Here is a 23059-nt window from a genome sequence, read left to right as displayed (position 1 = left end):
CAATGAGTGATGAAAGCGGACTTTCGCGACGGTCGTTTCTGTCGCGACTGGGAGCGGTGGGTGTAGCGACAGCAGCGCCAGTGATCGCGCGGCCAGTGCATGCCGAGGTCGCGCCTGTGGTGACTGGTGCGGCGATGGACCTTGAGCCGGTCGAGAACGCCATTCCTGTGAGCTTGAAGGTGAACGGGAAGACGCTCGATTTGAAGATCGATCCAAGAACTTCGCTGCTGGATTGCCTGCGCGAGACGATCAGCCTGACCGGTACGAAGAAGGGCTGCGACCACGGCCAGTGCGGAGCCTGCACGGTGCACGTGAACGGGCGGCGGATCAACTCCTGCTTGACGCTGGCCGCGATGCACGAGGGCGACGAGATCACGACGATCGAAGGTCTCGGGTCGCCGGAGAATATGCACCCGATGCAGGCTTCGTTCGTGGAACATGACGGCTACCAGTGCGGATACTGCACGTCGGGGCAGATCATGTCGGCCGTCGCCCTGCTAAAAGAGCCCTGCGGTCCGACAGACGCGGACGTGAAGGAGCTGATGAGCGGCAACATCTGCCGCTGCGGAGCGTATCCGAATATCGTTTTGGCCATCCAGGCTGTTCGCCACACAGCTTAAGGAGCACAAGCATGGAGCTATTCAAGTTTACGAAGGCGACGGAGATTCCGCAGGCGGTGCAGATGGCCGCTCTGTCGAAGACGGCGCAGCAGGGCGCGGATGTGCGGTTCATCGCGGGCGGAACGACGCTGCTCGACCTGATGAAGCTGAACGTCGAGGTGCCGACGCAGTTGGTGGACATCAACGGCCTTGCGCTCGACAACGTGGAGCGCCTCCCGGATGGCCGGCTGCGCATCGGCGCGCTGGTGCGCAACTCCGATCTCGCCCACCATCCCGAAGTCCAGAAAGACTATGCGGTGCTCTCGCAGGCGCTGTTGTCGGGCGCTTCGGCGCAGCTCCGCAACATGGCGACGACCGGCGGCAACCTGTTGCAGCGGACGCGGTGTATGTACTTCCGCAACGACGCGCTGCCGTGCAACAAGCGTGAGCCGGGAACGGGATGTCCGGCGATCGAGGGCGACAACCGGAGCCTTGCGATCCTGGGCACGAGCAGCGATTGCATCGCAACCAATCCTTCGGACATGAACATCGCGCTGGTGGCGCTTGAGGCGACCGTGCAGATAAAGGGCGCGAAGGGCGAACGCGAGGTTCCCATCGGCGAGTTCCATCTGCTGCCGGGTAATATGCCGCACCGCGAGAATGTGCTGGAGCCGGGCGACCTGGTGACGAGCGTGACGCTGCCTGCGGCGAAAGCGGGATCGAAACAGTCTTACCTGAAGTTGAGGGATAGAGCGAGCTACGAGTTTGCGCTGGCATCGGCTGCAATCGTGGTTGAGGTGCATGGCGGAAAGATCAGCTACATTCGCGTGGCGCTGGGTGGGGTTGGAACGAAACCATGGCGATCGCACGAGGCAGAGAATGCGCTATTGGGAAAGACCGCAGATGAGAGGAGCTTTCGGACAGCGGCCGAAGCAGCGCTGCACGGAGCCAAGCCGCAGAGCGAGAACGGATTCAAAGTGGAGCTGGCCAAGCGGTGTATCGTTCACGCACTTACAGTCGCAACCCAGCAGGCATAAGGTACCTCAGCGGCTAAAGCCCCGTGGATGAGGCAGCATGGATGGCACGGCTAAAGTCGTGCCCTTAAACAATACAGAGATGATCAAGATCAAGGAAGAGCTTTTCAACAAGCACTGACGGGGAGAGAAGACGATGGCGATGACGACAGGTTTGGCGACGACGACTCCCCCTAAGACGATGGGCAAGTTGCCTCGCGTCGATGGACCGTTGAAGGTTACAGGTGCGGCGATGTACAGCTCCGACTACAACCTGCCGGGCATGCTGTACGCCGTTCCTGTTTGCGCGAAGATTCCGAGTGGTACGATCACCGCGCTCGACGCAAGCGTAGCTGAGAAGATGCCGGGAGTGAAGGCGGTCTACAGCCACGGCAACATCGGCAAGCTGTACCGGGCTGCACCTCCATCTGGATTCGTCGGAATTCTCGATGAACAGCGGCCTCCGCTCGAGGATGAGTTTGTCCGCTACTACGGGCAGTACGTCGCCGTGGTGGTCGCGCAGACCTTCGAGCAGGCGACGGCAGCAGCAGACAAGGTGAAGGTCACCTATCGCAAGAGCGACCACGACGTCAGCGATAAGCTGAAGACCGACGAGAAGCCCAAGGTGGACTTCCATCGCGGCGACCCCGACGCGGCGTTCGCTTCCGCTGCGGTGAAGATCGACGAGACCTACGCAACGCCGACGGAGACCCACAATCCCATCGAGCTGCACGCGAGTGTCGCAAGCTGGGATGGCCAGGGATTTACGGTCTACGAGACGACGCAGGCGGTGATGAATCATCGTAATGTCATGTCGCAGATGCTGGGCGTGCCGGAGGAGAACATTCGCGTGATCTCGCGGTTCCTGGGCTCGGGATTCGGGGGCAAGCTGTGGCCGTGGCCACACACTTTTCTCGCGGCTTCAGCATCTCGGAACCTGGGCCGACCGGTAAAGCTGGTGGTGGCGCGGTCGTCGATGTTTGAGAGTGTTGGCCACCGGCCAAGGACGCAGCAACGCTTCCGCCTCGGAGCGACTGCGGAAGGCAAGCTGGTCGCTCTGATGCACGATTCGCTGAATCACACTTCCATTCTCGATGACTACAGCGAGGGCTGCAGCGAGGCGACGCCCTACAGCTACAGCACGGCGAATCTGCGGGCCACATCGGCGATTGTGCGGCGGAATGTGGGTACGCCGACTTCGATGCGCGGGCCGGGAGCGGTGCCGGGATTGTTCGCGATGGAGTCCGCGATGGACGAGCTTGCCATCAAGCTCAAGATGGACCCCATCAAGCTGCGGCTGATGAACGAGCCGGAGAAAGATGAAGGGCTGAACCTGCCGTTCTCGTCACGGCACTTTGTGGAGTGTCTGAACACCGGTGCTGAGAAGTTTGGCTGGGCGCAGCGCACTCCCGGCGTGGGTTCCATGAAGAAGGATGGCCTGATCCTCGGCTGGGGTGTTGCCGGCTGTTCGTGGATTGCTGAACGGACTGAGGCCCAGGCGGCGGTCGACCTGCTCCAGACGGGCGTGGTGCGGGTTTCTACGGCAACGCAGGACATCGGAACGGGCACGTACACGGCGCTGTCGCAGATGGTGTCGACCAAGCTGGGCGTCCCGCATGATCGCATTGAGGTGGTGCTTGGCGATACCCGGCTTCCGCCCGGGCCGATCTCCGGGGGATCGTGGGCGACAGCGTCGCTGGTTCCCGCAGTGATGCAGGCGATCGAGAAGGCGAAGGGAACATTATTTGCCGTGGCGACTGGAGCGAAGGGAACTCAGTTCGATGGCGCGAAGCCGGATGCGCTGGCGTTTACCGATGGCCGGGTTCATCTAAAGGACAAGTCGCCCGATACCGGCGTGCCGTTCGAGGAGATTCTGAACAAGGGAAACATCCGCGTGGCGTCGGGGCAGGGAAGCTCCCAAGGGACGTTCGGTGATCCCAACAAGAAGTTCTCGCTGCACTCCTTCGGGGCGCAGTTCGCCGAGGTGACGTGGCAGCCGGAGACGGCGCGGCTGCGGGTCTCGCGCGTGGTGACGGTGATCGACGGCGGCCATATCATCAACCCGAAGCCTGCTCGCAACCAGATTGAAGGCGCGGTGGTGATGGGCGTGGGCATGGCGATCTTCGAGGAGACGCACTACGACCCGAAGTTCGGGCTGCCGCTGAATAACAACCTTGCCGACTACATGGTGACGACGAACGCGGACTCACCAGCCATTGATGTGACGTTCCTCGACCATCCGGATACGGTGCTGAACGAACTTGGCGCGCGGGGCGTGGGCGAGATTGGGCTTGCGGGGATTGCTGCCGCGATCACCAATGCGGTGTATCACGCGACCGGAGTACGAGTGCGAGAGCTGCCGGTTAGGATCGAGGACCTTCTGGGGGCGAAGAGAGACGTCGCTTAGAGGGTGAACGTGGCGAGCATTTGTGGCAGCCCAAACAACGAATGCGGAGGTCTCTCCACTGCGTCACGCGATGAGGCTGCGTGGCTTCGACCGAGATGACGCATCCACGCGAATTGAAGAGTTCACTCGGTCCAGAAGCCTTCGTGGACCTTGCCTGCCTCCTCCGCAAGCAATGGGCCTGAGACCTCTATCACCCGCTGGCCTTTTGCGAAGACATCGCGGCATGGGATGTCGAGGGTCGGGTTCTGCTCGTGGCTTCCGGTGTACTTCAGCAGGTCCTGCTCCGGGAGGCCGTAGACGACGCGGCCGATTCCGGTCCAGTAGATTGCACCAGCACACATGGCGCACGGCTCCGTGCTGGTGTAGAGGGTGCACTCGGCTAGCTCGGAGTTGGTGAGCAGCTTTGCCGCACGGCTGCAGGCGACGATCTCCGCATGTTGGGTTGGGTCACCTTTGGGGCGGACAGCGTTATTCCGCGCTTCGACAACTGTCTCACCCCACTGGTTCACGACGAGCGCGCCGAACGGATGGCGGCCGTCTTTCCGGGCTTCGCCGGCGAGCGCGATCGCGCGGCGCAGCATGACAAGGTCCTCTTCGCTGAACTCGTCCTTCTTTGTCATTGTTCTCGCCTCCGGATACATGGCACATCCCTGGCCGCAGGATGATGCGCTCCAGTCTAACAACGGAAGTGTAGGATGATGGGCTACGGCGTCCTACTTGTTTCAAAAAGGATCGCTGGATCGTGCCGGTTCCGGCGAAGCCGAACGCGGTAAATGCGCATCGAACACCAGTAACCCAGTTCCGTAACCAGGAAAGGAAAGAGACACCATGGCAATTGAGAAGGCAGTGTATACAGCACATGCAACCGTAAGCGGCGGGCGTGATGGAGTCGGAAAGACAGACGACGGCAAGCTTGATGTAAAGCTGCAGCTCCCGAAGGAGATGGGCGGCACTGGCGAGGGCACCAACCCCGAGCAGTTGTTCGCAGTAGGCTACGCGGCGTGCTTCCTGGGGGCGCTGAAGGTTGTCGCGGGCGAAGCGAAGGAGCGGCTGGATCCAGCGACCTCGATCAACTCGTCGGTATCCTTTGGGCCGCTAGCGAATGGAGCAAAGGGCTTCGGCATTGCGGTCACGCTTGAGGTGCATGTTGGCGGTGTGGACCATGCCAAGGCCGTAGAGATGGTGCATGCCGCGCATGTCATCTGCCCGTACTCGAACGCTACGCGCAATAATGTGGACGTGACGCTGACGGTGGTTTAAGTCATCCGTTCAAAGCAACAGAGAAGGCCCGGTGCTTTGTGCGCCGGGCCTTTTTCGTTTTGGGCAGGATAGACTCGTGTGCATATGAGTCACGTACTGATCGTCTTTCAATCGAATACGCAGCCGATCGAACGGCTTGCCCTTGCGGTGGCTGTGGGAGCGGTCGAAGCCGAGGGGCTGATCCGGCTGCGGCGGCTGGCCGCGCCGGGAGCGCCCGAGGTGGGTCACCAGTCCTACGGAACGATCAAGCGGGCGGACCTGGAGTGGGCGCAGACGATCGTGGTCGGACTGGAGCACGCGGAGCCAGTTGCGGACGAGCTGGGGCCGCTGCTGGAGTTGCTTTCGGAGGGTGGGCTGGATGGCAAACGTGCGTGGGTGTTCACCGAAGCCGGTCCAGCTGGCGAGCCGACAGCGGCGCAGGCGCTGGTCGAGGGCGCACTACAGGAGGCTGGGATCCTGGTAGGACTGCCCGAAGCGCTCGGAGAGCCCGGTGATCTTCTGGCCGACACCATGAAGTCGCTGGGGCGGCTATCGGGAGCCCTGATTTGGTGACTTTTCTGAACTTCTACACGTTTTGAATCTTATCTCTATGTCGAGATATCTTATGTCGTAGGAGTTGAGCGATGCGATCTCAAGCGGCACAGACCGGAGCAGCAGGCGGAGAAGAGATCACCGCTGCCAGGTTGTGGCTGGTGTTGGCGCGGGCTTCGGCCTCGGTGGGCACCTTCATTGAGCGGTCGATGGGGCTGAAGGGCTTCTGCCTGACGGATTTCATGATCCTGGAGGCGTTGCTACACAAGGGGCCGATGACGATCTCGGCTATCGGCGAAAAAGTGCTTCTGGCTAGCGCATCGATGACCTCAGCGATCGACCGGCTTGAGGAGCGCAATCTGGTGCACCGCAGCTTGAGTGCTGAGGACAGGCGGGTCCGGCTGGTCGACCTGACCTGCGACGGCAGACGGTTCATCGAGGAGCTATTCGCGCAGCATGTGGACGATCTTGAGAGCATCTCGACCGGGATCTCGCAGGAAGAGCGCAAGGTTTTGTACGTGGCTTTGAAGAAGATTGGCTTCGCGGCGCAGGCGGCAACGCCACCGCTGCCGGGCCATGGCGGCAAGGTAGCTTGATGCGTGCCGCTTCGCAACGGGCAGCAAAGTGAAAGCAGTGAAAGGAAGGAAGTAAGATGCTTACGATTCGCAAGAGCAACGAACGGGGCCATGCCGATCATGGCTGGCTGGATTCGCACCACACGTTTTCTTTCGCCAACTACTATGACGAGAAGCACATGGGATATCGTTCGCTGCGCGTCATCAACGAGGACCGCGTAGCCCAGGGCCGCGGCTTCGGAGCGCACGCGCACCGCGACATGGAGATCCTAAGCTACGTGCTGAGCGGCAAGCTGGCGCACAAGGACAGCATGGGCCACACCGAACTGCTGGGGCCGAACGAGATCCAGAAGATGTCCGCAGGCAGCGGCGTCGTTCATAGCGAGTTCAACGGTTCCGATACAGAGCCGGTGCACTTTCTGCAGATCTGGATTGAGCCGAAGAATCGCGGCACCGCACCTGCCTATGAGCAGTTGAAGTTCGAGGCGGAGGAGAAGCAGAACAAGTTCAAGGTGCTGGCTTCGTCTGTACCGACGCCGGGAGCGGCGACGCTGAATCAGGACGCAAAGGTTTCGGTCGCGGAGCTGGAGGCGGGCAAGGAGTTGAGCTACGAGCTTGGCGCGGACCGTCATGCGTGGCTGCATGTGATCCATGGCGAGGTCTCGGTGAACGGCGAAAAGCTCTCCACCGGCGACGCGGTTGCTGTGGACTCCGAAGAGGTGTTGAAGATTGCCGCACAGGGTACACCGAAGAGTGAGATACTCCTGTTCGACCTGCAATAAACCGAGTGCGGTGAGTTTGGCTGAAGCGGCACCAGTATGTTTGCTGGTCGCCAGGACGAAACGTAACAGTCACAGGTTTCTTACGAGGACACTCCCATGAACCGTCGCAACTTTATCGCACTCGTCGCAGGCGTTGTTCTTTCAGCAACGACCGCGTTTGCCCAGACCTCTACCTGGACCATCGACAAGAACCACAGCGAGGTGAACTTCCAGATTCGTCACGCTGCAGTCAGCACTGTCCGTGGCTCGATCAGCGGCGTCACCGGAGTTGTGACCTGGGATGAGAAGGATCTTTCCAAGGCCAGCGTCACCGCGACCATCGACGCTACCACGGTGAGCACGAACAACGAAGCTCGCGACAAGCACCTGAAGTCGCCGGACTTCTTCAACGTCGAGAAGTTCCCGACGCTGACGTTCAAATCGACATCGGTGGTTCGCGCTGATGGCAAGCTGAAGGTTATCGGCGACCTGACGCTGGCTGGCGTGACCAAGTCCGTGACGCTCGATGTAGACGGCCCGACGGCCCCGGTAAAGGGTATGCAGGGCGGCCTCGTGACGGGCTTCTCCGCGACCGGAACGATCAAGCGCAGCGACTTCGGCTTTGGATCGAAGTTCTCGGAGCCGATCCTCGGCGACGAAGTAAAGTTCACGATCGATGTCGAAGCTGACCAGAAGTAAAAAGCTCCAAAGCGAAATGCCTCGTGCTTTCAAGCACGAGGCATTCGCTTTTTGGGAGAAGATATGTCCTGCCGGACCGGCCCGCTGCGCGCGGGGCGGTCACTTCGTGACTTGTATACCGCTTCGCGTGGTGCTCCCGTTGGTCGCAAGAAGTGTTTGATCCCGACCGACGGGAGGGCCATGCGAAGCGTTAAAAAAGGCGCGTAGCGCCCGCCGCCCGCGTAGGGCACCTGTCCGGCAGGACACAGGTTCTTGCTGGATCATTTACCCTTAGTAGTGCATGAGTGACGCTGTAAACCTCCTAGAAAATTATGACGATGCGACGCTCGACCAGGCCTTCCAAGGTGTGATGGCCGAGGTGACCGCCGATGTGGCAGGTATGGACGCCGAAGCCTTCCGGCTGCACTGGCTGGGCCGCAAGCAGGGCCGGCTGAAGACGATCAGCGAGGCGTGGCTGAAGTCCGCGCCCGCAGAGGCGCGCAAGCCGCTGGGCATCCGGTTCAACCAGCTGAAGCAGCAGATCGAGGCGGCGCTGGAAGCTCCCGCTGCGGCTACGGCACAGATTCGCGGCATCGACATCACCTTGCCGGGAGCGGTACGCGCTCCGGGTGTGGAGCACCCGCTTCTGAAGACTATGCATGAGATTGTCCAGGTCTTCAATCATCTCGGCTTCGGCACCAACACTGGGCCGCAGGTGGAGACGGACTTCTACAACTTCGAAGCGCTGAACTTTCCGCCGAACCATCCGGCGCGTGATACGCAGGACACGCTGATCATCGCGAACCAGCAATCGAAGCCCGCACGCGAGCGGCTGCTGATGCGGACACACACCAGCCCGGTGCAGATTCGCACCATGGTGGAGCAGGCTCCACCGGTGCGGATCGTGATTCCGGGCAAGGTGCATCGCAACGATGCAGCGGACGCGACCCACTCGCCGATCTTTCACCAGGTCGAAGGCCTCTGCGTGGATACCAACATCACCTTCTCCGACCTGAAGGGCACGCTCGATCATGCGATGAAGGCGCTCTTTGGATCGGCTGTAAAGACGCGATTCTTCCCCAGCTTCTTCCCGTTCACGGAGCCGAGCGCAGACGTGCAGATCAGCTGCATCTTCTGCGGTGGCAAAGGCTGCCGAAAGTGCAAGCACTCGGGATGGATTGAACTGCTGGGCTGCGGCATGGTCGATCCGGCGGTGTTTGCCGCGGTCAACGAACAGCGTGCCTTGGCAGGAGAGACCGAGCCCGCGTACGACCCAGCGAAGATCAGCGGCTTCGCCTTCGGCATGGGCGTCGAGCGCATCGCGATGATCCAGCACGGCGTCTCTGATATCGGACACTTCTATAGTGGCGATATGCGCTTCCTGGAACAATTCGCATAGTCCACCCCTGATGCTGCCGTCATTCTGAGCGCAGCGAAGAATCCCCGAATTCTGTTTGAAGCTCCATGGATTTAGATAAGCGAAACAACTATGAACATTCTTACCAAGTGGCTCCGCTCCTATGTACCGAACATTCCGACTGAAGTGGATGACACGCAGCTTGCTGAAGACCTGACCCTGCGCGGCATTGCCGTAGAAGGCGTGCACTCGCTGGGCGAGGGCAACGGGCATCTCTTCGAGATGGACATCACGACCAACCGCGTCGACGCGATGAACCATTACGGCATCGCGCGAGAGGCCGCGACGATCTACGATCTCCCTCTAGCTTCGCTGGATGCCGCTTTGCCTGCCGCGAAGAGCGCGGCAGCGTTCCCGGTCCGCATCGAAGAGCCCGGTCTATGCGGGCGATTCACCGCGCAAGTCCTGCGCGATGTGACGATATTGCCCAGCACAGGCGTAGTCGCGGAGATGTTTTCTCTGCTGGAGCAGAAGCAGATCTCGAATGCAGTGGACGCGAGCAATTTTGTCCTGCTGGGCATGGGACATCCTACCCATGCGTTCGACCTCGATAAGATCGAGGGCGGCATCGTGGTTCGCCTGGCGAGGCAGGGCGAGAAGCTCAAGCTGCTGGACGGCACGGAGCGCACGCTGGAAGCTGACGACCTCGTCGTCGCCGATGAGCGCAAAGCGCTCGGGCTGGCCGGCGTGATGGGCGGGTGGGATTCGATGATTACGCCGGAGACGAAGAACATTCTCGTCGAGGCGGCGTGGTTCGATCCCGCGAGCATTCGCCGCAGCTCGCGTCGTCACGGACTGCATACGGATGCCAGCCACAGATTCGAGCGTGGCGCGGACTTCAACGCTGCGCCCATCGCGAATGGCCTGGTCTCCAAGCTAATCCTTGCGTCGGGCGGATATGTTGAGGGTGCGCTCGTTGACATCGTCGTCCCGGAGATTGCTGCAAAGACCGCATCGCGGCCAGCGATCTCGCTCTCGGTGAAAGAAGTGCAGCGGCATCTTGGTACGACACTTGCGCCCGAAGGCATCACCCGGGAGATCGTCGCACAGTATCTATCCTCGCTTGGCTGCAAGCTTGAACCACAAACCGACGACCTCTTTGCCGCGAGCCTCCCAAGCTGGCGACTCGATCTGGAACGCGAGATCGACCTGATCGAAGAGGTCGCGCGCGTCTATGGCTATAACAAGTTCGCAAACACGCTGCCCTCGCCGGGAGTAGTGATCGCGCAACCCACAGCGGCCGCCGAAGCGGCCGTGCGAGCAAGGTTGCTGGCGCTCGGCTTCAGCGAGTCCATCTCGAGCACCTTCGCATCGCAGGCAGAGAGCGATCTGTTCTTTGCCGGCACTGAGAGCAAGGGAACGATTACGATGGAGAATCCGCTCTCCGATGAGGCGACGCTGTTGCGGCCATCTCTCGTTCCGGGCATGGTCACCATGCTGGCGAACAACCTCAATCGCGATGTGCGCGAGGTGCGCCTGTTCGAGCAGGGACAGGTCTTCTCCGGCAGCACGGAGAGGGTGCATGAGGCGGCGAGCCTCTCGCTGGGACTTACCGGAGCCGCGCAGGCAAGCGCTCTCTACCCCGCCGCCGATGCGGGCTTCTATGAGTTGAAAGGAGCGGTGGAGTCATTGCTCTCGCTCTTTGATCGAGGCGGGGATCATGCTGCGGTAAAGATCGTTGCCGAAACTCCGAAGTGGCTGGAGCCGGGACGCTCTGCGTCCTTGCTGCTCGGCGATAAAGTCGTCGCGACCTTCGGGGAGCTTACCTCAGCGGAGCGGGAGGCGCGCAAATTGCGCCAGCCGGTCTTCCTCGCCGAAGTCGATCTCGCGTATCTCTACACTCTGCCTTTAAAGAACGTGATGGCGCGGGAGCTTTCGCGCTATCAGGCCGTGGAGAGGGACTTCTCCGTGCTGCTGCCGGACACCATGCAGTGGCAGACGATTGCCGCTGCCATCGAGGCGCTGGCGATCCCGGAGATGACGAAGCTCGCTCCCGTCGAGGTCTTCCGCGATGCGAAGGGCAAGGCGGTTGCGGCGGGGCAATACGCTCTGCTGCTGCGCTGCATCTTCCAGTCCAACGACCGGACGTTGCGCGAGGAAGAGCTTACCAACTGGTCGAGCGCAATCGTTGCAGCGCTGACCGGGCTTGGCGGTGTGCTGCGGGACGGGCATCAGGGTAGTTAGCAGGCAGATGAGACATGTACAAATGCCGAAGAAACCGGCAAGAATCCCGGAACGAAACCACAAATTCCCGATGAAATTCACGCGGCGCGACGTTATACTTTAGTAATGAGCGAGAGCGGTATCAGCTTCGATGAGTTCCAGGCACTCGAGCAGAAGGTGCTCCGTGCCGTGGAGATTGTGAAACGCGAGCGCGAGGCCCGCGCGGCCGCGGAGGCTGAAGTCGAAAAGCTTCGTGCCCAACTTGCCGCCCAGAGCCAGCAGACGGAGTCGCAGGTGACCACGTTGAACGCGACGCTGACGCAGGAGCGCGAGGCCATCCGTCAGCGCATCGAGGGCATGTTGTCGCAGATGGACGAGTTGCTCTAGTTCGGCCACGGAGGTACACAGCGATGCAGGAGAGCGTGACGATTCCGGATACTTACTACCCAGAAACCAACCACGCTCCGGCTGCGGTGAGCGTCGATATCTACGACCAGGTCTATCATCTGCGCGGCGTTGAACCCGAGTACATCGAGGGGCTTGCGGCCATGGTGAACGAAAAGATGCGCGCTGTCTCGGAGCACGGCGGCACGGTGGACTCGCTGCGCGTGGCGGTGCTGGCGGCTCTGAATATCGCCGATGAGCTATGCACGCTGCGGCAGCAGTACGACGAGCTTGCGGGCTCACAACAGAATGTAGAGAGCTCCATGCAGAGCCGGGCGCACTCGCTGGCTGGGATGCTGGACGAAGTGCTGCTCGATGATCGCCTGGATCGCCGGGTCGGGTAGTCGATTCCGCTTTGATGGTAGAGGTGTCCCACTTCAGCCCGCCTTGCTAATAAGAGCCGGCGCGGTTAGCATCCAATTCAGAGGCCGGCCTGCAAAGCAGGTGCGCGACCAACGCTGGTTGAACCAATAATCATTGAACAGGGGTCCAGCTCGTAGATATGGCTCGGTGTGCTATGTCCGCCAGTCCGGAAAGCCTAAAGAGCCACGGCGGGATCCCACCGTCTTAGACGGGTTCACCAGCGACTCGACGCACGGCCCAGTGGGTCGGCTTTGTATCTTCCTTCCCTTGGACTGAATTCCCTTTTAGTGCATACAACGTTTCTTCAATTCGGCCATCTGCATATTCCTGTCTTCGGCGTGGTGGTCGCGATTGGCCTGATGGCTTCGCTTTCGCTGACGCAGTGGAGCGCACGCCGTGTGGGACTGGATTCGGACCGCGTGTGGAACACGGTGATGCTGGCGGTAGCGGCGATCTTCCTCGTGTCGAGGCTCTTGTTGGTGGTCTTCAACTTCAGAAGCTTTCTGCAATATCCGCTTCTCTTGTTGGCGGTGCCGTCGCTTACGTCTCTGGGCATCGCAGTGAGCGCGGCGCTGGTTTACGGCTACGTGCGCTGGCGTGGAGTTCCGCTGCTGCCGCTGTTGGATAGCTGTGCCGCATCGGCCGCGCTGTTGTGGGCCTTTGTGAACGCGGGCTATCTGCTCGACGGCACGCGAGACGGCATGCCGGTTGGCTCTACGTCCGCTCCGCAGCCGGTTGAGGTGTATACGCTGGTCTCAGCTCTTGTGATCTTTCTGGCGGTGCTGAACGCGCTGCGCACCGGCTATCGTGGCGGCGAGGCGACGGGTCTGGCGCTGACGGCGAGCGGGCTGGCCATCTTCTTTATTGACTTCTATCGTCTGCCTTCGGAGCTGTTGCCCAGTCTGCCTATCGATCCATCGCAGATAATAGCTTTAGTGATGGTGGCAGTCGGAGGCGCGTTACTCTATCGCGTCGCGAAAAGGCTCTACGCCCAGTTTCATGAGCCAGATGAGAGAGAAGGATAGCGATGCCATCTAAAAATATGCTGCCGAAAGGGCAGCGACACCACTCTGTCCGCAAAGAGTATCGCGCTACCCGTGGGGCAGAACCGGTGCCCGAGGTTGTGATTCCCGTGCTCGATCTCGACGATGACGGCGACACGCAGTTTGAGGACGGCGTGCGGACGTTTTCAGCTGCGCCAGAGGCTGCCGGAAAGCGGCTGGACGCGTATCTCGCGCAGGCGATCCCGGACATCTCGCGAGCGCGGGTGCAGTTGCTGATTGAGTCCGGGCAGGTTCGTGTCGATGGGAAGGATGCAAAGGCGAAGCAGAAGCTTGCCGGGGGCGAGTCGATCGAGATCGAGGGCGAGCCGCAGCCTCCGCCGCTGCACGCTGTCGCCGAGGACATTCCGCTCGATATTTTGTACGAAGATCAGTACCTCGCCGTGGTGAACAAGCCTGCTGGCATGATGGTCCATGCGGGCTCCGGCGCGACCGACGACGAGCGCAATCGCGGAACTCTGGTGAACGCGCTGCTGTTTCATCTGGGCAAGCTGTCTGAGGTCGGCGGTGAACTGCGCCCCGGAATCGTTCATCGCCTGGACAAACAAACCAGCGGCATCATTCTGGTCGCGAAGGATGACAGCACGCACCGCAAGCTGGGCGCGATGTTCTCCGAGCGGCGCGTCGAGAAGACCTATATCTCGCTGGTGCATGGGCATCTGGCGAAGGACCACGTCACGGTGAACCTGCCGATCGCCCGCGATTTGATCCGCCGCACGCGGATGACGACACGGAGAGCGGCGTCCGACCCGGGCGCGCGCTCGGCTGTCTCGCATGTCTCGGTCGTCAAACGGCTGAAGACGCCTTACGGAGCCTTCACGCTGGTCGAGGTGAAGATCGAGACCGGCAGAACGCACCAGATCCGCGTGCACATGCAGTCGCTGGGGCATCCCGTGGTGGGGGATTATCTTTACGGCGCGCCGCACCGGATCCTGACCGACCCCCCAGTTAAGGGTGACGATGGCCTCGAACTGGAACGGAACTTCCTCCACGCCGCGCATCTGGTCTTTGTCCACCCTAAGACGAGCGAGACTATGGACATGCGGTCGGCTCTGCCTGGTGAACTTACGGAGTTTATGGCAGCGCTCGAGGCCGGGCCAGAGCAGAAGAGCAGCGTAAGTTGATACACTCAACCCCGTGAACCTCGTGAACGATCTTCTTCGCCGTACCCGAATTCCTGCAACGATTTTTCTGCCAGCGTTGTGCGTCGTCGTTCTGTCAGGCTGCGCGCACATGCCATCGGCGTCGTCGCATTCTTTCGTCTCGGCTGCGCCTTCCCTCGATCTTCGGGGCGACGCCCAGACACCTGCCGTGCCGCCCGCTCAGCCGCCGTCAGCCACGCCTCAGAGTGCTCCCGCGCCAACGACTTCGGCTCAAGCCGCTTCTCAAACTCCGGGCCAGGCGCCGGCAGCAGGGCAGACGCAGGCTCCCACGCAGGCACCTGCACAGACAGATACCGATCAACCGTCGCAAGGGCCAGTCTTCGTACTGCCAAGAGTCGAGACGGACGAAGTCAACCAGATCTTCACCGTCACCGACAAGAAGGGCCACTTCATCACCGGCCTGCGGCAGGAGAACTTCGGTTTGCTCGATGACGGCCGTCCGCCGCTCTCCGTCAAGCAGTTCACCCAGCAGACGAACCTTCCGCTTCGCGTCGGCATCATGCTCGACACCAGCAGCTCCATCCGGCAGCGTTTCCAGTTCGAGCAGGACTCCGCCATCGAGTTCTTCCTGCAGGTACTGCATACGAATGACCGCGCGTTCATCGAGGGTTTCGACGTGCAGACGGACGTGGCCCAGGGCTTCACCAACAACATTGACCTGCTCAACCAGGGCATCCGCAAGCTGCGGCCCGGCGGCGGCACGGCGCTCTTCGATGCGCTTTACAAGACCTGCCGCGACGAGATGCTGACGCTGCGGGAGACGAACTCTGTGCGCAAGGCGCTGATCCTGGTCTCGGACGGCGAGGACAACTACAGCCGCGCCGAAGAGAGCGACGCCATCAAGATGTGCCAGCGCGCGGACACCATCGTCTACGCAATCAGCACCAACATCAGCGCGACCAAGGGCAAGGGCGACGATGTTCTAAAGACGATCGCGCAGGCAACTGGCGGCCAGGCCTTTTACCCGGTAAGGATCGAAGACGTGGCGACCGGCTTCCGCAACATCGAGGAAGAGCTGCGCAGCCAGTACCTTCTGATCTACCGGCCGGCAAACTTCAAGCAGGACGGATCGTTCCGGACGATCTATCTGCATGCGATCGATTCGCGCTACCAGGTGAGGACGCGTACCGGGTACTTCGCACCGAAGCCGCAGTAGGGATTTCGCCGGTTCTACGAAGCGCCGGCGAAAAAATGCGTATGTGCGAAGAAACTCATCGGAGTTTCATGGGTCTAATCCTGTAAAGGTACCGCCATGAGAATCTTCCGAGTCTTTGCGCCCGCCGTCTTCGCCCTTTCGTTCTCAACTGTCTCCACTCTCGCCGGGGCACAGGCTCCGGTGACGCGGGTGACGCCACCGAGCTTCAGCGATCTTGCCGACCAGCCCGCGACGCATACCGGCTTCGTCTTCGACCGCTCGATGATGCAGGTCGCGCAGGGCTTTCTGACCTCTGGCGGCCTGGACGCGCAACGCGCGGCGGCGGCGGTGACCAGCATCAGCTTCGACACCTATCGCTTCGCCCGGCCGGCGTTCTATACGCCCGAGGCGATGGCGTCGCTGGTGGCGGCATACCACGCGGCGGGGTGGAAACACCTGGTGAATGGCAACCAGTCCCCGGCGAACTCCGCCCAGCCGAAGTCCAACATCACCGACCTTTGGCTTCACTTTACCGGGGCGGACATCGACGATGTGACGGTGCTGATCAGGTCGCCTAGGGACATGAACGTGATCCAGGTAGCGGGCGACCTGCGGCCGCTGGACCTGATCCACCTGAGCGGACACTTCGGAATTCCGAAGGTGGATCCGAACGCCGTCATGGTTCCGGCACCAAATGGGCGCTGACGACGACCCTGCACCTCGAAGACTTAGCTTGCCCGGCCGACGGCGTGTTCCATCTCTGCGGAGATCGTAGAGACGCGGTTTCTACCTCCGAGCTTGGCGGAATAGAGACCCTGATCGGCGATCTCGATCAGAGACGCAGGCAGAGTCCCTGGCTTCGGGACAGTGCTCCAACAGCCAACGGAGACGGTGACGATGCGGTGTGGGCTGCGCTCGTGCTCGAGCTGAAGAAGTTCGATACGGAAGCGGAGTATCTCGGCCACCTGGAGGACTCCGCAGAGGTCGGTCCCCGGCATCAGGACGACAAACTCTTCTCCGCCAAAACGCGCGGGCAGGTCGCCGGCCCGACTAACGCTGCTGCGAATTGAGTCGGCAATGCTGCGCAGACACTGGTCTCCCGCGAGATGTCCGTAGAAATCATTGAACAGCTTGAAGCAGTCCACATCGATCATCATGATGCCGATTGGCTCGCCTTCGCGGACGGCGCGGCGCCACTCCTGGTCGAAGATGTCGTCGAACCGGCGGCGGTTGGCGAGGCCGGTTAGGCCATCACTGATCGCGAGTTTCTCCATCCGCTCGTAAGCTTCCCGCGTCTCCCGTTCAAAATCGTCGCGTTCCAGCAGCAGGATGCTGATGGGAAAGCACATCAGCATGGATACGGCGAGAAAGGCCTGAAGCGCGGTGACACTGTACGGTTCAGGGATTGATCCAAAGGGGCCGAGGCGGTGCAGGGTTCCCTTCGCCGAGAGAATGCTCAAGACAATTACGGCGATGGCCGAGCCGCTGAAGCCAAGCTTGATCGCGATGAAGAGGAGGAAGGGCATGAGGACAAAGGCGATAGGCGTCGGCTTGTAGTTGAAGAGGCCCCAGCCCACCACGCTGAACGTCCCGATCAATCCGATGGTCCGAGGCAGGTTCTTCCAGGCAAATAGAGTGTACGTCTCGCTGCTGAGGAGGATGACGCCAAGCGGCAGCCAGAGAACGATCCCGATCATGTCGCCAGTGAACCAGCGCGCCCAATAGGCCCAGTAAGAGACGTGGAGGTCGAGTTCGCGGGAGTAGGCTACGGCAACTGGACAGCCTGTAATCGCAGGGCCAAGCACCGCCGGCCAGACAATGAATCTCTTCAACAAACCGGGTTCTTTGATCCATCTTGAGAGGCCATGGAGCGGGGGCAGCCAGTAGGCCGCGATCAGCAGCTCCGCGACGTCGCTCACGGTGTCCGAGAGAATCTGATCCAGCGGCTGCGACTTCTCGAGCGCGACCTGAACGATCACCATTCCGGTGACCATCTGCGGCCAGAACCGCCTTGGAGTACGCAGAAAGAACGCAACCTGAAAGCCGACCAGAGGCCAGCAGACGGACAGGTTGTCCCGCAAAAACGTGCTGATGGCCAGCCGGAAGGCGATGCCATACACAAGCCCGCTGACGAGTATGATCGCAATCGTCTGCAGCAAGGGATGGCGGCGCCCCCAGAATCGCACCCGAACGCGGACCTGCGCCTCAAGGCTTCTAACTGTGGGTTGGATCTTCGTGGCCAGTCCCAAGTCGATCCTCCGAGGAGAAGATCGGCGGATCGGCACGCAACTTCACTCTTTTTGAGGTGCCAGGAGAGAACTCGCTCATTGCGGGAGGTTATTTCTCCCGAATCCACCGCGCCTCTTCCTGCGGAGCCAGGATGATGGTCGCGTTCGCTACGACCGGCTGGCTTCTCAGCCGGTAAAACGCAGTCGCTGCGCCCAAAGCCGACAGGTCTACCTCGAATCGCCGCCGCTTGCTGGAGAGATTCTTCAGCACAAAGCCGTCTGCGTCATAGCTGTAGCGCAGCGCGTAGGCAGGCTCGTCGAACTCCACGCTGCCATAGCTGCCGAGGTGGGGTGCAACGGATACGTCCGCATCAGCGGGGATGGTAAGGCCGAGGAACTTCGAGATCAGCACGGCGGAGTAGACGTTGGGATACTCGTAGTACTTGCCTGCGCCGTGGGCGTTCTTTCCGTCGATATAGTAGATGTAGTCCATGTCGTAGCGCTCGCCCATGAAGTAGTTGTCTTTCGCACCCTCGGCAGCTACCGCCTTTAATTGGTCGAGCAGAACCCCATCCTGCTTCTGCGACTCTCGGAAGGCGGCGTCCCAGTACCAATAGCGGCCCGCAGCGCTCAGGTCGTACGGGCCGCCGTTGCCGATCTCGGATTTGGTGTACCCGGCGATGTCTGCCGCGACAAAGCTGGGGAAGCGCTCGAACCGGCCGGCGTTCTCTTCGACCAGGCGGCGTACGGCGGTGGCCTGGTCTGGCGTCGCATAGCCGAAGGTGACAGGAACCGTGTTGGCTAGCAGATGAATATGATCGTGGGATCTGCCGTCGCGGTCGACCCAGTCAATGAACCGCTGGCTCTTCTCGTCCCAGTAGCCGTCAGGCAACGGCAGGATCAGCGCACCGGCAAGCTTCTTCGAAGTTGCGGCGTAGCTGGCCGCCTTCGCTTGCCGCCCCAGCAGCTTTTCCATACCCGCAAGCAAGTTGAAGGTGTTCGCCGCGAAGGCCTGCGCCTGGGTGACGCGGCCATCTTCGATCACCTGGTCTTCGTAGTAGACATCCGACCACACGCGCCCATATTGATCCACACTTGCCAGAGTCCAGGCAGCGGCGCGCTCCAGGTTGCCTATATGATCTCGCAGCCACGCGAGATCCTTGCGGGCCTCGTAGTAATGCCAGGCCTCTTCGATCACCTCGATGTTGGCGGTTAATGGGAACATCGCGGCGTTCTGCTTGTCGTCCATGCTGCTGCGGCGGACGTGGTACTCGCGCGAGCCGTCGGGCTGAACCGATGTGGGCGCTCGGGAAAGATGCTCTGGGTCATCGCCCATCAGCTTGAACTGGAGTTCGATCATCCGCCTCACTATGTCGAGATCGACCTCCGAGCCCATCGCCAATCGGCCCTTGATCTGGAACTCGTGGTCGACTGCGGGATAGGAGCCCGCATAGGCGGTGATGTTGAGCGTGCTGAGGACATAGCCGCTGCTGTACCGGAAGTTTGCCGCCATCGTCTTTTCCACGACCGATGGCAGCATGGTGCCCCAGTAGAATCCCGCCAGCGCGTCTTCAAGCCCGGGTGCGCCTGCGATCTGTATCGAGAACCGGTTGCGGAAGGGATCGCTGTGTGGACGGGCTTCTGCTTTGAAGGCGGTAGTGCTGTCGGCGTTGAGGAGGACCTTCAAACCGTTATCCGTCTTCGTCGCGCTTACGCTGCCATCCTTCAGTTCGAGGTACCAGGAGTTTTCTTTTGATGTGGCATCGACGGGCAGAATCCATAGGCCTTTGTTCGCATCGATGTGGGCATTGGTTACGCTGATCGGAAGAACCCACCACTGATCGTGCTCGCGGCTTACCCCGATGCCCTGGCAGATCGTGAAGGTCATCTCGATCGGCGCGTTAGGATCTGTTCGTGTAACAAGAATGCCCTCTGCGGTGGTGGTCAGTTTGGCGTTCGCTGCAGACAGCAGAATCCCATCTGTTTGTGCCAACGCGAAGGAGGCCGAAACTGCAAAGAAGATGATCGCCGCGATCAGTGTTTTCAAAAGATACCCATATTTTTGTGCGGTTTAATTCGTTTCGGCGACAACTACTTTGCCCACCGAACCAGCCTGCACCTTCTCGAAAGCGGCTTCGATGGTGGCGTGAGTGAATTGTTCCTGGCTGAGCAGTGGCCGCAGTTGCCCTCGCTCTGCGAGTCTCGCTGCCTGGGTGAGGATGTTCCCGTGATGGGCGCAATCGAGGCCCGTCAGCAGAGGCAGAAGAGTGAACACCCCGGAGTAGGTAGCTCCCCGAAACGAGAGGGGAGCAAGCGAGTGTGAGCCCCAGCCAAGACAACTCAAAACATGGCCGGAGTAGCGCTTGACGGCCGAGAAGGAAGCGTCGAGAGTCGTGCCGCCCACCGTGTCGTACACGATATCGAAACCCTGGTTCCTGGTGTGAGTGGCCACATATTCTTCGACCGGCAGAGAGCGATAGTCGATTGCAACGGCACCATAGGATTCGACGATCTCTCTCTTATCCGGGGAGACGGTAGCGAAGACCTTCGCTCCGAAGGCAAGCGCAATCTGAACCGCGATGTGGCCTACTCCGCCTGCTCCAGCATGGATGAGAACATCCTGTCCTTCATGCACCTTCGCGCGGTCGACGAGACCCTCCCATGCGGTGATGAAGCTTAGAGGCAGAGCAGCCGCTTCGCGCATCGTCAGATTTGTTGGCTTCCGTGCAAGAAGATCGGCGTCGGCGACAATCAGCTGCGCGAGGGTTCCCGGGTGGCCTCCGACTCCCCCGGCCATGCCATAGACTTCATCTCCTGCTTTGAACTTCGTGGTTGTGGGAGAGGCCTCTTCCACGATCCCCGCCATATCAAGACCGAGGACCGCGGGCAGCGGCTGTCTTGCATGCGTAGCTTGTCCCGCGCGAATCTTGGCGTCGAGGGGATTGATTCCGCTGGCCATGATCCGTACCAGAGCTTGATTGTGACCGAGAGACGGTCTCGGCAGATCGACCTCGCGAAACGGACCCGACGGTGTTTCGACGCGCCATGCTTTGTAGCTCATGGAATTCATCCTTCTAAACTGCACCAGATCGCTCGATAGCGGAAAGAGAAGTTTGAGACCGTCGGACATGGCGTGAGCGGGGACGGTGCCAGTTAACGAGTATCATCGGCGCTCACGTTAGCTATAGAGTTCGACCGACCGAAGCAGCGCCAGCTTGCGTTCCGGGGGAAGGAAGCTCGCTTCAACGGCGTTGGCGGCCAACTCACGCAGGTGTTCGAGCGTGAAGCCGAACTTGTCGTGCGCGAGGATGTACTCCTCGAGCAGGTTGCTGCCGAACATCGGTGGGTCGTCGGAGTTGAGCGTCACCATCAGGCCTGCGTTGAAGTAGTCGCGCACGGGGTGAACGTCGAAGCTGGGGCAACTGCCGGTGCGGATGTTGCTGGTGATGTTCAGCTCAAGCGGAATCTGTTTGGTGGCGAGGACTTCGAGAAGTTCCGGGTCGTGTTGCGCGGCCAGGGCATGGCCGATGCGCTCCGCTCCGATGTTGATGGCGGACCAGATGCTTTCGGGACCGATCGTCTCGCCAGCATGGGCGGTCAGACGGAGACCAGCGGCCTTGGCTTCGGCGTAGCTCTCGCGGAAGAGGTCGGCGGAGCCGCGGGCCTCGTCGCCCCCGATTCCGATGCCGATGATGCTGGGATACTGCTGGCGCAGCTCGGCGGCTTTGCGGAAGACCTTCGAAGCCTCCTCCGCGCCGAAGTGGCGAACGGCGTCGATGAGCCAGTAGATGGTGGTGCCGAACTCTTTCTCGGCCCGGATGCGGCCGCGCTCGATGGCCTCGACGTAGGGCTCAACCTCCGCATTCTTCCAGTAATAGATGATGCCAAAGGAGATGTAGACCTCGGCGTGGACGACACCCTGGGCGGCGAGCTCACGGACCATGTTGTAGGTGATGAGCTCGTAGTCGTCCGGGCCTTTGAGGCGGGCGGAGACGGCTTTGAAGGAGTCCATGAAGCCGAGGAAGTTTTCGTAGATGTAGAGCTTGCGCGCGTCCTCGGCGGTGAGCGGCTGGGCATCGTGGCGCTGGCTGAGCTCGAGCAGCGTGGCGGGGAGAATGGTGCCTTCGAGGTGGAGATGGAGCTCGACCTTCGGCAGGCCCTTCAGCCAGGTGGGGACATCGATCTCGGGCTTAGCTTTCGTGCGCTTCTGCGGCATGGCTATAAGTCTAATGGCTTTGGACGATTCTATGGTTGTACTCAGCATGGAAACTCTCCTCGACGGGGCATTGCCAAATGGCTGGTAAGAGAAGACAATTGGCGTATGACGGTTGCGGCGATCACCTCGGTGCTGGGCGGACACAAGCTGCTGAAGCGGCGCATTAACTCCGACTCCGAATTGACCCTGCTGACACGCGAGGGGCTGCCGGTAAGTGCGCTGACGCTGCTGGCGGCTGGGCTGTCGATCGATCGCAAGACCCTTGCGCGCGTGGTGGGTATCTCCGACCGGACGCTGAATCGCAGGATCGCGAACGGCGGTCGGCTTTCGGCGGAAGAGAGCGATCGGACGGTGCGGCTGGCGCGTATTGTGGCGGCGGCGACCGATACGTTGGGCGATGCGAGTAAGGCGTCTGCATGGTTGCAGAAGCCGAATCGGGCGCTGGAAGGACAATCGCCGCTTGACCTGCTCGATACGGATACGGGTACAAGGTCGGTCGAGACGATCCTGGGCCGGATCGCTTACGGAATCTATAGCTGATGCAGGTGTGGCGTATCTGCCTGAAGAGATTCGCTGAAGCGGCATTTCTGGGCGAAGGCGCACGGCTGTATTCGGGGCGCTGGAATCCAGCGGGAGTACCGATGGTATACACCTCGACTTCTCTGTCGCTTGCCGCGATGGAGTTCTTCGTCCACATCGAGATCGGCATTGAACCCGCCAACCTGGTCTCCGTTAGCGCCGAGTTGCCTGTTGACGAGTCTGAGTTGCGGCAGCGGGGCGAGGAGCTGACCGCGAACCTGCCGGAGGATTGGCGGCGATTGGATCACGCTGCATTGCGTCAGATGGGGCACGATTGGGTTGCATCTGGGAGTTCGCTTGCGATGATGGTTCCATCGGTGGTGATCGAGGGTGAGTGGAGTCTCTTGATAAACCCAAATCATCCAGACGTTTCCAGGATCAAGCGAGCCGAGCCGAAGCCGTTCCATTTTGACGCGAGGATGTTTCGGACAAGGCAACAGTGAGGCACCGCGATTGCGGTACGATC

General features: G+C 60.8%; 23 protein-coding genes and 1 other RNA gene. 19 read left to right on the top strand and 5 right to left on the bottom strand.

Features of this window, described 5'->3' with window-relative positions; genetic code table 11:
• Positions 1–2: 2 nt before the first annotated feature.
• The 3 genes from OHL18_RS18755 to OHL18_RS18745 all read left to right on the top strand — a co-directional run bounded on the left by OHL18_RS18755 (position 3) and on the right by OHL18_RS18745 (position 4019).
• Positions 3–620: a 2Fe-2S iron-sulfur cluster-binding protein gene (locus OHL18_RS18755; protein ID WP_263376401.1), complete on the top strand. Its 618-nt coding sequence runs from the start codon at positions 3–5 to the stop codon at positions 618–620.
• Positions 621–631: 11 nt separating this feature from the next.
• Positions 632–1636: an FAD binding domain-containing protein gene (locus OHL18_RS18750; RefSeq protein WP_263376400.1), complete on the top strand. Its 1005-nt coding sequence runs from the start codon at positions 632–634 to the stop codon at positions 1634–1636.
• A gap of 139 nt (positions 1637–1775) precedes the next feature.
• Positions 1776–4019 carry a xanthine dehydrogenase family protein molybdopterin-binding subunit gene (locus OHL18_RS18745; RefSeq protein WP_263376399.1) on the top strand — a complete coding sequence of 748 codons (2244 nt, stop codon included), beginning with the start codon at positions 1776–1778 and terminating at the stop codon, positions 4017–4019.
• 122 nt (positions 4020–4141) lie between these two features.
• On the opposite strand, the gene OHL18_RS18740 is transcribed toward OHL18_RS18745, so the two are convergent.
• Complete coding sequence (locus tag OHL18_RS18740; protein WP_263376398.1) at positions 4142–4639, bottom strand: nucleoside deaminase; 498 nt, start codon at positions 4637–4639, stop codon at positions 4142–4144.
• 208 nt (positions 4640–4847) lie between these two features.
• Here OHL18_RS18740 and OHL18_RS18735 point away from each other — a divergent pair, with 208 nt between their 5' ends.
• The 14 genes from OHL18_RS18735 (at position 4848) to OHL18_RS18670 (ending at position 16275) form a co-directional block, all read left to right on the top strand.
• Positions 4848–5279 (top strand): organic hydroperoxide resistance protein, encoded by a 432-nt coding sequence (locus OHL18_RS18735; protein ID WP_263376397.1) that lies wholly within the window; start codon positions 4848–4850, stop codon positions 5277–5279.
• An 84-nt stretch (positions 5280–5363) separates the two neighbouring features.
• Positions 5364–5831 carry a hypothetical protein gene (locus tag OHL18_RS18730; protein WP_263376396.1) on the top strand — a complete coding sequence of 156 codons (468 nt, stop codon included), beginning with the start codon at positions 5364–5366 and terminating at the stop codon, positions 5829–5831.
• A 71-nt stretch (positions 5832–5902) separates the two neighbouring features.
• Entirely contained in the window at positions 5903–6406 is a 504-nt protein-coding gene (locus OHL18_RS18725; protein WP_263376395.1) for a MarR family winged helix-turn-helix transcriptional regulator, read from the top strand.
• A 56-nt stretch (positions 6407–6462) separates the two neighbouring features.
• On the top strand, positions 6463–7167 hold the full coding sequence (locus OHL18_RS18720; protein WP_263376394.1) for a pirin family protein: 705 nt from the start codon (positions 6463–6465) through the stop codon (positions 7165–7167).
• Positions 7168–7263: 96 nt separating this feature from the next.
• The gene (locus tag OHL18_RS18715; protein WP_263376393.1) at positions 7264–7845 is read left to right on the top strand and encodes a YceI family protein; all 582 of its coding nucleotides are present in this window, start codon (positions 7264–7266) and stop codon (positions 7843–7845) included.
• A 280-nt stretch (positions 7846–8125) separates the two neighbouring features.
• The gene (gene pheS / locus OHL18_RS18710; RefSeq protein ID WP_263376392.1) at positions 8126–9223 is read left to right on the top strand and encodes a phenylalanine--tRNA ligase subunit alpha; all 1098 of its coding nucleotides are present in this window, start codon (positions 8126–8128) and stop codon (positions 9221–9223) included.
• 90 nt (positions 9224–9313) lie between these two features.
• Entirely contained in the window at positions 9314–11425 is a 2112-nt protein-coding gene (gene pheT / locus OHL18_RS18705) for a phenylalanine--tRNA ligase subunit beta (RefSeq protein WP_263376391.1), read from the top strand.
• Positions 11426–11530: 105 nt separating this feature from the next.
• Entirely contained in the window at positions 11531–11791 is a 261-nt protein-coding gene (locus OHL18_RS18700) for a hypothetical protein (RefSeq protein WP_263376390.1), read from the top strand.
• Between the two features lie 35 nt (positions 11792–11826).
• Positions 11827–12192 (top strand): cell division protein ZapA, encoded by a 366-nt coding sequence (locus tag OHL18_RS18695; protein ID WP_263376389.1) that lies wholly within the window; start codon positions 11827–11829, stop codon positions 12190–12192.
• Positions 12193–12275: 83 nt separating this feature from the next.
• Positions 12276–12462: non-coding RNA, 6S RNA (gene ssrS, locus OHL18_RS18690), on the top strand.
• A gap of 36 nt (positions 12463–12498) precedes the next feature.
• Positions 12499–13236 (top strand): prolipoprotein diacylglyceryl transferase, encoded by a 738-nt coding sequence (locus OHL18_RS18685; protein WP_263376388.1) that lies wholly within the window; start codon positions 12499–12501, stop codon positions 13234–13236.
• A 2-nt stretch (positions 13237–13238) separates the two neighbouring features.
• A complete protein-coding gene (locus OHL18_RS18680) occupies positions 13239–14396 on the top strand; it encodes an RluA family pseudouridine synthase (RefSeq protein ID WP_263376387.1) in 1158 nt (385 codons plus the stop codon).
• A gap of 109 nt (positions 14397–14505) precedes the next feature.
• Entirely contained in the window at positions 14506–15591 is a 1086-nt protein-coding gene (locus OHL18_RS18675; protein WP_263376386.1) for a VWA domain-containing protein, read from the top strand.
• A gap of 96 nt (positions 15592–15687) precedes the next feature.
• Positions 15688–16275 carry a hypothetical protein gene (locus tag OHL18_RS18670; protein WP_263376385.1) on the top strand — a complete coding sequence of 196 codons (588 nt, stop codon included), beginning with the start codon at positions 15688–15690 and terminating at the stop codon, positions 16273–16275.
• A 23-nt stretch (positions 16276–16298) separates the two neighbouring features.
• Here OHL18_RS18670 and OHL18_RS18665 read toward each other — a convergent pair whose 3' ends face one another.
• The 4 genes from OHL18_RS18665 to add all read right to left on the bottom strand — a co-directional run bounded on the left by OHL18_RS18665 (position 16299) and on the right by add (position 22062).
• Positions 16299–17819 (bottom strand): sensor domain-containing diguanylate cyclase, encoded by a 1521-nt coding sequence (locus OHL18_RS18665; RefSeq protein ID WP_263376384.1) that lies wholly within the window; start codon positions 17817–17819, stop codon positions 16299–16301.
• Positions 17820–17907: 88 nt separating this feature from the next.
• The gene (locus OHL18_RS18660; protein ID WP_263376383.1) at positions 17908–19845 is read right to left on the bottom strand and encodes a glucosidase family protein; all 1938 of its coding nucleotides are present in this window, start codon (positions 19843–19845) and stop codon (positions 17908–17910) included.
• 24 nt (positions 19846–19869) lie between these two features.
• Positions 19870–20859 carry a zinc-dependent alcohol dehydrogenase family protein gene (locus tag OHL18_RS18655; RefSeq protein ID WP_263376382.1) on the bottom strand — a complete coding sequence of 330 codons (990 nt, stop codon included), beginning with the start codon at positions 20857–20859 and terminating at the stop codon, positions 19870–19872.
• 117 nt (positions 20860–20976) lie between these two features.
• Complete coding sequence (gene add, locus OHL18_RS18650; protein WP_317890512.1) at positions 20977–22062, bottom strand: adenosine deaminase; 1086 nt, start codon at positions 22060–22062, stop codon at positions 20977–20979.
• Positions 22063–22119: 57 nt separating this feature from the next.
• On the opposite strand from add, the gene parS reads away from it, so the two are divergent.
• Complete coding sequence (gene parS / locus OHL18_RS18645) at positions 22120–22554, top strand: type II RES/Xre toxin-antitoxin system antitoxin (protein WP_263376381.1); 435 nt, start codon at positions 22120–22122, stop codon at positions 22552–22554.
• Positions 22554–23036: an RES family NAD+ phosphorylase gene (locus OHL18_RS18640; RefSeq protein ID WP_263376380.1), complete on the top strand. Its 483-nt coding sequence runs from the start codon at positions 22554–22556 to the stop codon at positions 23034–23036. Before parS ends, OHL18_RS18640 begins: the two co-directional genes overlap by 1 nt.
• The last annotated feature ends 23 nt before the right edge of the window (positions 23037–23059 follow it).

Source organism: Granulicella aggregans, from assembly GCF_025685565.1.
Taxonomy (GTDB): Bacteria; Acidobacteriota; Terriglobia; order Terriglobales; family Acidobacteriaceae; genus Edaphobacter; species Edaphobacter aggregans_B.
The sequence above is the reverse complement of the archived record's forward strand: the minus strand, read 5'-3'. Positions and strand labels throughout refer to the sequence as shown.

What these genes read in the sequence shown, in the direction of transcription:
- OHL18_RS18755 (WP_263376401.1), top strand. Translation starts at nt 3, where the DNA reads ATGAGTGATGAAAGCGGACTTTCGCGACGGTCGTTTCTGTCGCGACTG.
- OHL18_RS18750 (WP_263376400.1), top strand. Translation starts at nt 632, where the DNA reads ATGGAGCTATTCAAGTTTACGAAGGCGACGGAGATTCCGCAGGCGGTG.
- OHL18_RS18745 (WP_263376399.1), top strand. Translation starts at nt 1,776, where the DNA reads ATGACGACAGGTTTGGCGACGACGACTCCCCCTAAGACGATGGGCAAG.
- OHL18_RS18740 (WP_263376398.1), bottom strand. Translation starts at nt 4,639, where the DNA reads ATGACAAAGAAGGACGAGTTCAGCGAAGAGGACCTTGTCATGCTGCGC.
- OHL18_RS18735 (WP_263376397.1), top strand. Translation starts at nt 4,848, where the DNA reads ATGGCAATTGAGAAGGCAGTGTATACAGCACATGCAACCGTAAGCGGC.
- OHL18_RS18730 (WP_263376396.1), top strand. Translation starts at nt 5,364, where the DNA reads ATGAGTCACGTACTGATCGTCTTTCAATCGAATACGCAGCCGATCGAA.
- OHL18_RS18725 (WP_263376395.1), top strand. Translation starts at nt 5,903, where the DNA reads ATGCGATCTCAAGCGGCACAGACCGGAGCAGCAGGCGGAGAAGAGATC.
- OHL18_RS18720 (WP_263376394.1), top strand. Translation starts at nt 6,463, where the DNA reads ATGCTTACGATTCGCAAGAGCAACGAACGGGGCCATGCCGATCATGGC.
- OHL18_RS18715 (WP_263376393.1), top strand. Translation starts at nt 7,264, where the DNA reads ATGAACCGTCGCAACTTTATCGCACTCGTCGCAGGCGTTGTTCTTTCA.
- pheS (WP_263376392.1), top strand. Translation starts at nt 8,126, where the DNA reads ATGAGTGACGCTGTAAACCTCCTAGAAAATTATGACGATGCGACGCTC.
- pheT (WP_263376391.1), top strand. Translation starts at nt 9,314, where the DNA reads ATGAACATTCTTACCAAGTGGCTCCGCTCCTATGTACCGAACATTCCG.
- OHL18_RS18700 (WP_263376390.1), top strand. Translation starts at nt 11,531, where the DNA reads ATGAGCGAGAGCGGTATCAGCTTCGATGAGTTCCAGGCACTCGAGCAG.
- OHL18_RS18680 (WP_263376387.1), top strand. Translation starts at nt 13,239, where the DNA reads ATGCCATCTAAAAATATGCTGCCGAAAGGGCAGCGACACCACTCTGTC.
- OHL18_RS18675 (WP_263376386.1), top strand. Translation starts at nt 14,506, where the DNA reads ATGCCATCGGCGTCGTCGCATTCTTTCGTCTCGGCTGCGCCTTCCCTC.
- OHL18_RS18670 (WP_263376385.1), top strand. Translation starts at nt 15,688, where the DNA reads ATGAGAATCTTCCGAGTCTTTGCGCCCGCCGTCTTCGCCCTTTCGTTC.
- OHL18_RS18655 (WP_263376382.1), bottom strand. Translation starts at nt 20,859, where the DNA reads ATGAGCTACAAAGCATGGCGCGTCGAAACACCGTCGGGTCCGTTTCGC.
- add (WP_317890512.1), bottom strand. Translation starts at nt 22,062, where the DNA reads ATGCTGAGTACAACCATAGAATCGTCCAAAGCCATTAGACTTATAGCC.
- parS (WP_263376381.1), top strand. Translation starts at nt 22,120, where the DNA reads ATGACGGTTGCGGCGATCACCTCGGTGCTGGGCGGACACAAGCTGCTG.
- OHL18_RS18640 (WP_263376380.1), top strand. Translation starts at nt 22,554, where the DNA reads ATGCAGGTGTGGCGTATCTGCCTGAAGAGATTCGCTGAAGCGGCATTT.